Raw genomic sequence first — 7734 nt, forward strand, 5'->3', positions numbered from 1 at the left:
GCCGCTGCGCCTGGACCTGCCCGGCCACGGCGGCGCCGTGGTGGAGGGCTTCCTGTTCCTGCCGCCCGGCAAGACCGTCGCCGACGGCCCGTTCCCCTTCGTCATGGAGATGCACGGCGGCCCGTTCGCGCGCTACGGCAACGCCTGGACGACGCGCTACCCCTGGCAGGTGCTGAGCCGCCGCGGCTACGCGGTGTTCATCGCCAACCCGCGCGGCAGCACCGCCTACGGCGAGGACTTCCAGCGCGGCGTCTACCGCAACTTCGGCACCGACGACCACCTGGACCTGATGGCGGCCTGCGACGAGCTGGTCGCGCGCGGCATCGCCGCCCCCGCGCGCATGGGCTTCACGGGCTACTCCTACGGCGGCCTGACGACGAACAACGTGATCTCGCGCACCGACCGCTTCCAGGCGGCCGTCTCGATCGCCGGCATCTTCAACTACGTCTCGGCGATGGGGCAGAACAACCCGCAGCTGTTCATCGACGGCTACGACCGGCCCTGGGACGGCGACCTGCAGCGGATGTGGGAGCACAGCCCGGCCTCGCGCGCCGGCGCCATCGTCACCCCGACGCTGGTGATGCACGGGATGGACGACGAGCCGGTCGACCCGCGCCAGTCCGTCGAACTGTTCACCTACCTGCAGCTCAACGGCGTGCCCAGCCGGCTGGTGCTCTACCCGGGCGAGGGGCACGGCATCAACAAGCCCAGCCACATGCTGGACTACCAGACCCGCGAGCTGGCGTGGTTCGACCACTACCTGCTCGGGGACGCGACGGCGGCGGGGGCGCAGGAACCGCTGCCGGTCGCGCCGTGAGGGCAGGCCGGAATTTTACCTGCGGTAAATCGCAACCGATCCTGATTTCCAAGATCGTAATTCTCCGGTATCTTGGCGTGGTCTTCGGACCAACCATTCAAGGGAGAACGACGATGAAGAAGACCGTTGCGATGATGGCTCTGGCCGTGGTCCTGCTGGGCGCCGGTTCGGCGTCGGCCGCGCCGAAGGCCTGGCTCGATCTCGAGAACTGCGGCATGTGCAAGAACCTCCTGGTCGACATGGACCTGTTCCAGCACATGACCTGGGATACCTACCTGCTGACCAACGGCACGATGGAAGTCACGACCCACCCCGCCGGCTACGAGGACCGCTTCAAGAAGCTCATGGCGAGCTTCGAGAGCTGCGGCGCCAAGATGATGGCCGGCGAGCAGATGCCCCTGTGCGGCATGTGCGAGTCCTACGGGCAGCTCATGATGTCGGGCGCCAAGATGGACCAGGTCCAGACCAAGGCCGGCTGGGTCACCGTGATGAGCAGCCAGGACCCGAAGGTCGTGGCGATGATCCTCGCGCACGGGCGGCGCACCATCGACGAGTACGCGAAATACACGGCCGCGCAGGGCGCCCACGGCCACTGACCGCGCACCCGGCGACTCCGTGATCCGAGGGAGGCGATCGCCGTGCCGATGACCGCGATCGCCTCCTTCACGCTCATCACGCTCGCGCTGCTCTTCTACTCCCTCGGCGTCTGGTCCGAGCGCTTCGCCCGCGATCTGCGGCCGCGGCACGTCGCGGCCTTCTGGGCCGGGCTGGCGTTCGACGTCTCGGGCACGCTCGCCATGCACCGCCTCGCCGACGGCCCCTTCGACCTGCGCGACCCGCACACGCTCACCGGCCAGCTCGCGCTGTGGCTCATGCTCGCGCACGCGATCTGGGCCACCCGCACCCAGCGACGCGGCAGCGCGACGGCGCGCCGCGGCTTCCACCGCTACTCGCTCGTGGTCTGGCTGATCTGGCTGATTCCCTACTTCGGGGGGATGGTCCTGGGCATGCGGGGCTGATCCCGCGCCGCGCCCGGCCGGGGTCAGTACTCGATCGCCGCGCCCGCCTGCACCGACCAGCCGCTCCACTCCCAGTAGAGATCGTTGGAAGTCCGGTGCGACCACTCGACGGAGGCGCGCAGGCTCAGGCCCGCGCCGCCGAGGGCCGCGACGATGCGCTGCTCGAGATCGAGGCGGACCCGCGACAGGTTGTCGCTCCGCTCGCCCGGACCCAGGACGATCTGTTCGTCGGCGTCGAGCAGGAATTCGTCCGTCGCGGGATCGTAGACCTGCGGCGGGCGGCCGGGGTAGTCGAGCCAGGCCAGCTCCGCGGACAGCTCGGCCAGGCAGTTGCGGGGCAGGATCGCCTTCACGGCGGCGCCGAGGCGGGGCCCTTCGGCGGAGAACTCGTCGAGCAGGGGGTTGTCGAACGCGGCGAGTTGCGCGGCGACATCGCCGTGCTCGTAGAGCTGCGAACGCGACCACCAGGCGCGCAGGGCGAGCCGCGTCGACAGCGACTGGGCCGCCTGGGCGAAGACCTCCCAGGCCGCCGCCGCTTCCAGCTGGTCGGTGTCGTAGCTCTTCCAGCCCGCGCGCGCGCCGAAGCCGAAGCTCGTGCGCGACGGCAGCGAGCGGTGCATCCGGACGGACAGCCAGGTCCGCTTCGCATCCTCGTCCGGGGAGTCGGGATAGGTCCGCGCGGCGATGTCCGCCCGCAGCTGGGCGGTGAAGCTGGGGGTGAGGTAGCGCTTCGCGGACGCGAAGGCGCCGCCCTCGCGGAAGTCGTAGGGCGCGTAGAGGTCCTCGTTCGCCCGCCGCGAGGCGGACAGTCCGGCCTGCCAGTGCGTGCGAGCGCCCGGCGCCGTCCGCTGGAGCTCGGCGGAGGCCTGGAGGTAGCCGTGGTTCAGGTCCGGGTTGTCGCGGAAGCGGACCAGGCGCCCGGAGGCGCCCAGCTGCAGCGACGCGGCGGGCGTCCAGAGCAGCCAGCCGCGTCCGTCGGCGATGCCGTCGCCGGGGGAGGATTCGGTGCCGAACACGTTCTCGGTCGAGATGAAGCTGGCGCCGGCGCCCGCGGCCCAGGGTGACCGCGCCTGCAGGATCGCAGGCGGCGAGGCGAGCGCCGCCGCGAGGAGCAGGGCGGCACGCCGCATGGTGGGCAAGGTCACCGGGGGCCCGAGCCGTTCGGGGAGCCGCCGCCGCCGCCCTGGTCGGAGCCGCCGTGGCCGGAGCCGCCTTGCCCGGAACCGCCCTGACCGGTGGTCGCGCTGTGGTGCTGGAAGCCGCCGTCCTGGAACCAGCAGCCGTCGGCCAGGCCGTCGCCGTCGCGGTCCAGGAAGCGGTCCTGCTGCCCCTCGCGCCCCTCGGATCCCTGACCCATCCGGTTGTCCGGGAAGCCGTCGCCGTCCTCGTCCACCCAGAGGGCGCTTTCGCGCACGAAGCCGTAGCGGTCGCCGTGCAGGTCGTCGCGGGTATAGGCCAGGCCGGTGACGTCGTTGCGTCCGTCGCCGTCCATGTCGAGCACGTTGTCGTTGCGTCCGTCGCCGTCGTCGTCGCGGAAGTCCGTCGCGAGGTCGTTGACGCCGTCGCCGTCGGCGTCGCGGTAGCGGTCGTTGAGCCGGTCGCCGTCGGCGTCGACCCAGGCGAAGGGGTGGGCGTAGAGGCGCCCGTCGACGTCGTTGGCGCCGTCGCCGTCGGCGTCCCGGAACAGGTCGTGGCGCTGGTCCCGGTCCTGGTCGACCCAACCGACGGCCGGCACGGGCGATCCGGGCATGTCGGCAGCCGCCGCGACGGTCGCGGCGGCGACGAATCCCATCGCGATGAATGCCCTGCGCATCGTCATCCCCTTAAAGCGTCGGAGGGGGCGGAAGAGCCTCGCCTCTCCCCGCCCCCTCTTTACGGATCGCTACCAAGTGCGAGGGGGTCCACTCGATGTTGAGTAGCTCTCCGCAGTCCCTCGGAGGACCTTGCGGCTACCCCTAGCAACTTTGCGGCCCGTGGGCGGAAAAAGCACATCTCATTATTATGCAGCCTGTTGTGCGGATGGTGGCCCGCGTGCGGCCGTCGCCGTTCGACGATTTCGTCGAATGGCTCGACGGAATCGGCGCTCCTACCAGCCCCACTTCTGCAGTTTGTAGCGCAGGTTGCGCTCGGTCAAGCCCACCGTGCGCGCCGCCTGGCTCCGGTTGCCGGCCGCCGCGTCGAGGGCCTCGCGGACGACGCGCTTCTCGATCTCCTCGACGAAGCGGGGCAGGTCGCCGCGGAAGTCGTCGAGCCGGCGCGTGTCGTGGCCGCCGGTGCCGCCGGGCAGGTCGGCGAGCGTCGCGGCCGGGCCGCGGGCCAGCACGACCATGCGCGTCACCAGGTTCTCCAGCTCGCGCACGTTGCCGGGATAGTCGTGCTTCACCAGCAGGTCCATGGCCTCGCGGCTGATCGAGTCCACCGACTTGCCGTACTGGGCCGCGGCCTTGAGCCGGAAGTGCTCGATGAGCGCCGGGATGTCGGCCCGCCGCTCGCGCAGTGCCGGCAGGCGGATGTTGACCACGTCGAGCCGGTAGTAGAGGTCCTGCCGGAAGGCCCCGTCGGCGACCATCTGCTCGAGCTCGCGGTGGGTGGCCGCCACGATGCGCGCGTCGGCGGCCAGGGTCTGGTTGCTGCCGACGCGCTCGAAGGTCTTCTCCTGCAGCACGCGCAGCAGCTTCACCTGCAGCGGCGGCGGCAGGTCGCCGATCTCGTCCAGGAAGAGGGTGCCGCCCGCGGCCGCCTCGAAGCGCCCGGCCCGCTGCTTGTCGGCCCCGGTGAAGGCGCCCTTCTCGTGGCCGAACAGCTCGCTCTCCAGCAGCGTCGCGGCGAAGGCGGCGCAGTTGACCGCCACGAACGGCCCGTCGCGGCGGGGGCTGGCGTGGTGGACCGCGCGCGCGACGAGCTCCTTGCCGGTGCCGCTCTCGCCGCGGATCAGGACGGTGGCGTCGGTCGCGGCGGCCCGCGAGGCCAGGTCCAGCGCTTCGGTCATGGCCGGGCTCGCGGCCACGATCCCGGCGAACGAGTGCGTGGCCGCCACCTGCCGGCGCAGCACGCGCACCTCCGAGAACAGCCGCCGCCGCTCCACCGCCCGCTGGATCTGCAGCTCGATGTCGTCGAGGTCGATCGGCTTGGTGATGTAGCCGGACGCGCCGCGCCTCATCGCCTCGACCGCGTCGGCGATGGTGCCGAAGGCCGTGATGACGATGACCTCGAGCAGGGGGTTGGCCGCCTTGGCCCGCGACAGCAGCTCGGCGCCGTCCATGCCGGGCATGCGCACGTCGGTGAGCATCACGTCCACGACGTTCTCGTGGATGATCCGCAGCGCCGTCTCGCCGTCCGCGGCCAGCACCGCGTCGTAGCCGCGCTTCAGCAGGAACCCGCCCAGCGATTCGCGCTGGCCGGCCTCGTCGTCGACGATCAGCACCCTCACGTCCATCATCGTGCGTCCTCCGGCACGCCGCCGCGCGGCAGGTCGAGCGTGAAGACCGCGCCGCCGCCCGGGCGGCCGTCGGCCAGCGCCCGCCCCCCGTGCTGCGCGGCGACCTGGTCCACGACGGCCAGGCCGAGCCCGGTGCCGTCCGGTTTGGTCGTGTGGTAGAGGTTGAAGATGCGGTCCAGGTCGGCCGGCGCGATGCCGCAGCCGGTGTCGCGGACGACCAGTTGGACCCGGTCGCCGTCGGCCCGCAGCTCGACGTCCGTGCGCGCCCCGGCGGGGCAGGCGGCCAGCGCGTTGTCGAGCAGGTTGTGCAGCGCCTGGCGCAGCAGGTCCGGGTCGGCCACGAGGTCCAGGCGCGCGGGCGCCGACACGGCGAGTTCCACGCCCTTGGCCTCGAACCGCCCCCGCACGAGGGTGACGACGTCGCGCACCAGCGCCGCGGCGTCCGTCGGCCGCAGGTCGGGCGCGGCCGGCCGGGCGTAGCGCAGGAACTGCTCGACGATGCGGTTGATGCGCCCGACCTCGCTGCGCACGGTCCCGGTCAGCTGCCGGTATTCCGCCTCGTCCTGCGTCGGGACGAACTCGCGGCCGAGGCGCTGCGCGACGACGTGGATCGCGTTGAGCGGGTTGCGGATCTCGTGGGCCACGCCCGAAGCCAGCTCGCCCAGGGCGAAGCTGCGCTCGCGCCGCGCGCGCTCCTCCTCGAGCGCCGTGACCTCGCGCCGCGCCTGCGCCCACGCGGTCCTGGCGGCCGCCAGCCGCCGGCTGGCGATCAGCAGCGCGGCTCCGGCGCCCAGCGCCACCAGCAGCAGCAGGGAGTGCACGGCCAGGCTGCGGCCGATCTCGCGCTGCCGCTGCTCGACCTCGCTCAGGTCCAGGCCGACGCGCAGCAGGCTCACGGGCCGGCCGTCCACGTCGAGCCGCGAGACCCGCTCCAGCACGCGGCGCCCCGCGAACACGACCTCGCGCGAGGCCGGCACGCCGGTCGCCATCACCCGGGCCAGCACGGTGTCGCCGGCCAGCGAGGAGAGGCGGTCCACGTTGGGCGTCGCCGCGAGGATCCCCCCCGCGTCCTGCAGCGCGAGGAAGGTGGTGCCGCTGCGCTGGCCCAGGACCTGGAGCAGGCGCCCCGGACCGATCCGCCGCCGCTCGGCCGCCAGGACCGCGGCGTCCATCCCGGCGCAGACGATGCCGCCGTCAGGCCGCCGCAGCGCGCCGACCAGCCGGTAGCCGCCGCCGTCGGGCGCGGGCACGCGCAGCACGCGCGACTCGCCGGCACGCAGCGACGACACGCCGCCCTCGGCGAGCTCGTTCCAGCACGCGGCCTCGCCGTCGGCGGCGGGAGCCGCGGCGGCGGCGAGGGTGGGCCGGTCGGGCCAGTGCACCGTCAGGCAGGTCAGGTCGTTGGCGACGGCGATGCTGTCGATCATCGCCTGCGGCCGCCGTTCGACCCGCACGAGGTGGTCCACGAGCGACGCGAGGGCCAGCAGCCGCTCGCCGGCCTGCGTCTCCCACGCCTCGAAGGCGGCGAGCGCGTGCGCCTGGCTCTCGCCGACCACGCTCTGGACCTGCTCGGCGTGGCCGACCGTCATCTGCTCCAGCGTCGCGCGCGCGCTGCGGATCACGCGCGCGGTCGAGGCGAGGAACACGGCTCCCGCCAGCACCAGCGTCGCCACGACGACGACGGGGCGCAGCAGCCAGAGCCTGGATCTGTCGAAGGAGAACACGGCGGCAGGTGCTCCGCGACGGGGGATGGGCGGGCCGGCGCGGACGGCGAAGTCGCCGGCTGCGCCACCTTACCCCGCGACCGTCCGCAGCACAAGGAACGATTGGGGACCACGCGCCCCCGCGCGGAACATGCGCATTTGCGAGGGGACGAGGATCGTCGAACGATTCGACCAGATCGTCGGAATCGTGCGGCGACGCCGCCGCGGGCGCGCACCGGGGCAAGAGCCGCAACCGCCCCGGGGCCAACGCGTTGCGGGCGGGATCGCCGCCGCGTCGTGGAACTGGCCCGCCTCATGCTTGATCGGCCGCTCGTAACACCTCGCTACGGCAGACATGCAGACGTGAAGGAGCAACACCATGAAGACCCGGCTCGCACTCACCGCGCTCGCGATCCTCGCGCTGACGGCCATCGGTTCGCTGGCCTCCGCCCAGTCGTACGGCTACGGCGTCGGCGGCTTCGTCGACGAGAACGGCGACGGCTTCAACGACCTGGCCCCCGATGTCGACGGCGACGGCATCCCCAACGGCCTCGATCCCGACTACGTCCCGCCCGCGGACGGCTCGGGCGCCGGCTTCGGCCCCGGCGACGGCGACTGCACCGTGACCGGCGCGGAGAACCCGGCCGGCTTCCTGTACCGTCTGAAGGCCATGTGGCAGACGATGGCCGGCGGCGCCGGCGGCTACGGCCCGGGCGACGGCACCGGCAACGGCGGCACCGGCCCCGGCGACGGCAC

The 7734-nt window shown here is 72.6% G+C and carries 8 protein-coding genes; 4 read left to right on the forward strand and 4 right to left on the reverse strand.

Annotation, left to right across the window (positions count from 1 at the left end):
* From Q7W29_02080 to Q7W29_02090, 3 genes are all read left to right on the forward strand, one after another.
* A partial coding sequence (locus Q7W29_02080) for a prolyl oligopeptidase family serine peptidase (GenBank protein ID MDO9170600.1) occupies positions 1-817 on the forward strand: 817 nt, incomplete at its 5' end.
* A 113-nt stretch (positions 818-930) separates the two neighbouring features.
* On the forward strand, positions 931-1413 hold the full coding sequence (locus tag Q7W29_02085; GenBank protein ID MDO9170601.1) for a hypothetical protein: 483 nt from the start codon (positions 931-933) through the stop codon (positions 1411-1413).
* A 48-nt stretch (positions 1414-1461) separates the two neighbouring features.
* Positions 1462-1836 carry an HsmA family protein gene (locus tag Q7W29_02090; protein MDO9170602.1) on the forward strand — a complete coding sequence of 125 codons (375 nt, stop codon included), beginning with the start codon at positions 1462-1464 and terminating at the stop codon, positions 1834-1836.
* 23 nt (positions 1837-1859) lie between these two features.
* Here the strand turns inward: Q7W29_02090 and Q7W29_02095 are convergent, their stop codons facing one another.
* The 4 genes from Q7W29_02095 to Q7W29_02110 all read right to left on the reverse strand — a co-directional run bounded on the left by Q7W29_02095 (position 1860) and on the right by Q7W29_02110 (position 6999).
* Complete coding sequence (locus Q7W29_02095; protein MDO9170603.1) at positions 1860-2966, reverse strand: hypothetical protein; 1107 nt, start codon at positions 2964-2966, stop codon at positions 1860-1862.
* A gap of 11 nt (positions 2967-2977) precedes the next feature.
* Positions 2978-3649, reverse strand: a complete 672-nt coding sequence (locus Q7W29_02100) for a hypothetical protein (protein ID MDO9170604.1) — start codon at positions 3647-3649, stop codon at positions 2978-2980.
* Positions 3650-3922: 273 nt separating this feature from the next.
* Positions 3923-5272, reverse strand: a complete 1350-nt coding sequence (locus Q7W29_02105; protein ID MDO9170605.1) for a sigma-54 dependent transcriptional regulator — start codon at positions 5270-5272, stop codon at positions 3923-3925.
* Complete coding sequence (locus tag Q7W29_02110; protein ID MDO9170606.1) at positions 5272-6999, reverse strand: ATP-binding protein; 1728 nt, start codon at positions 6997-6999, stop codon at positions 5272-5274. Before Q7W29_02110 ends, Q7W29_02105 begins: the two co-directional genes overlap by 1 nt.
* Positions 7000-7357: 358 nt before the next feature.
* Here Q7W29_02110 and Q7W29_02115 point away from each other — a divergent pair.
* A partial coding sequence (locus Q7W29_02115; protein ID MDO9170607.1) for a hypothetical protein occupies positions 7358-7734 on the forward strand: 377 nt, incomplete at its 3' end.

Source organism: bacterium, assembly GCA_030654305.1.
In the GTDB taxonomy this organism is placed as follows: Bacteria; Krumholzibacteriota; Krumholzibacteriia; order LZORAL124-64-63; family LZORAL124-64-63; genus PNOJ01.

What these genes read in the sequence shown, in the direction of transcription:
- Q7W29_02090 (MDO9170602.1), top strand. Translation starts at nt 1,462, where the DNA reads ATGACCGCGATCGCCTCCTTCACGCTCATCACGCTCGCGCTGCTCTTC.
- Q7W29_02085 (MDO9170601.1), top strand. Translation starts at nt 931, where the DNA reads ATGAAGAAGACCGTTGCGATGATGGCTCTGGCCGTGGTCCTGCTGGGC.
- Q7W29_02100 (MDO9170604.1), bottom strand. Translation starts at nt 3,649, where the DNA reads ATGCGCAGGGCATTCATCGCGATGGGATTCGTCGCCGCCGCGACCGTC.
- Q7W29_02095 (MDO9170603.1), bottom strand. Translation starts at nt 2,966, where the DNA reads ATGCGGCGTGCCGCCCTGCTCCTCGCGGCGGCGCTCGCCTCGCCGCCT.
- Q7W29_02105 (MDO9170605.1), bottom strand. Translation starts at nt 5,272, where the DNA reads ATGGACGTGAGGGTGCTGATCGTCGACGACGAGGCCGGCCAGCGCGAA.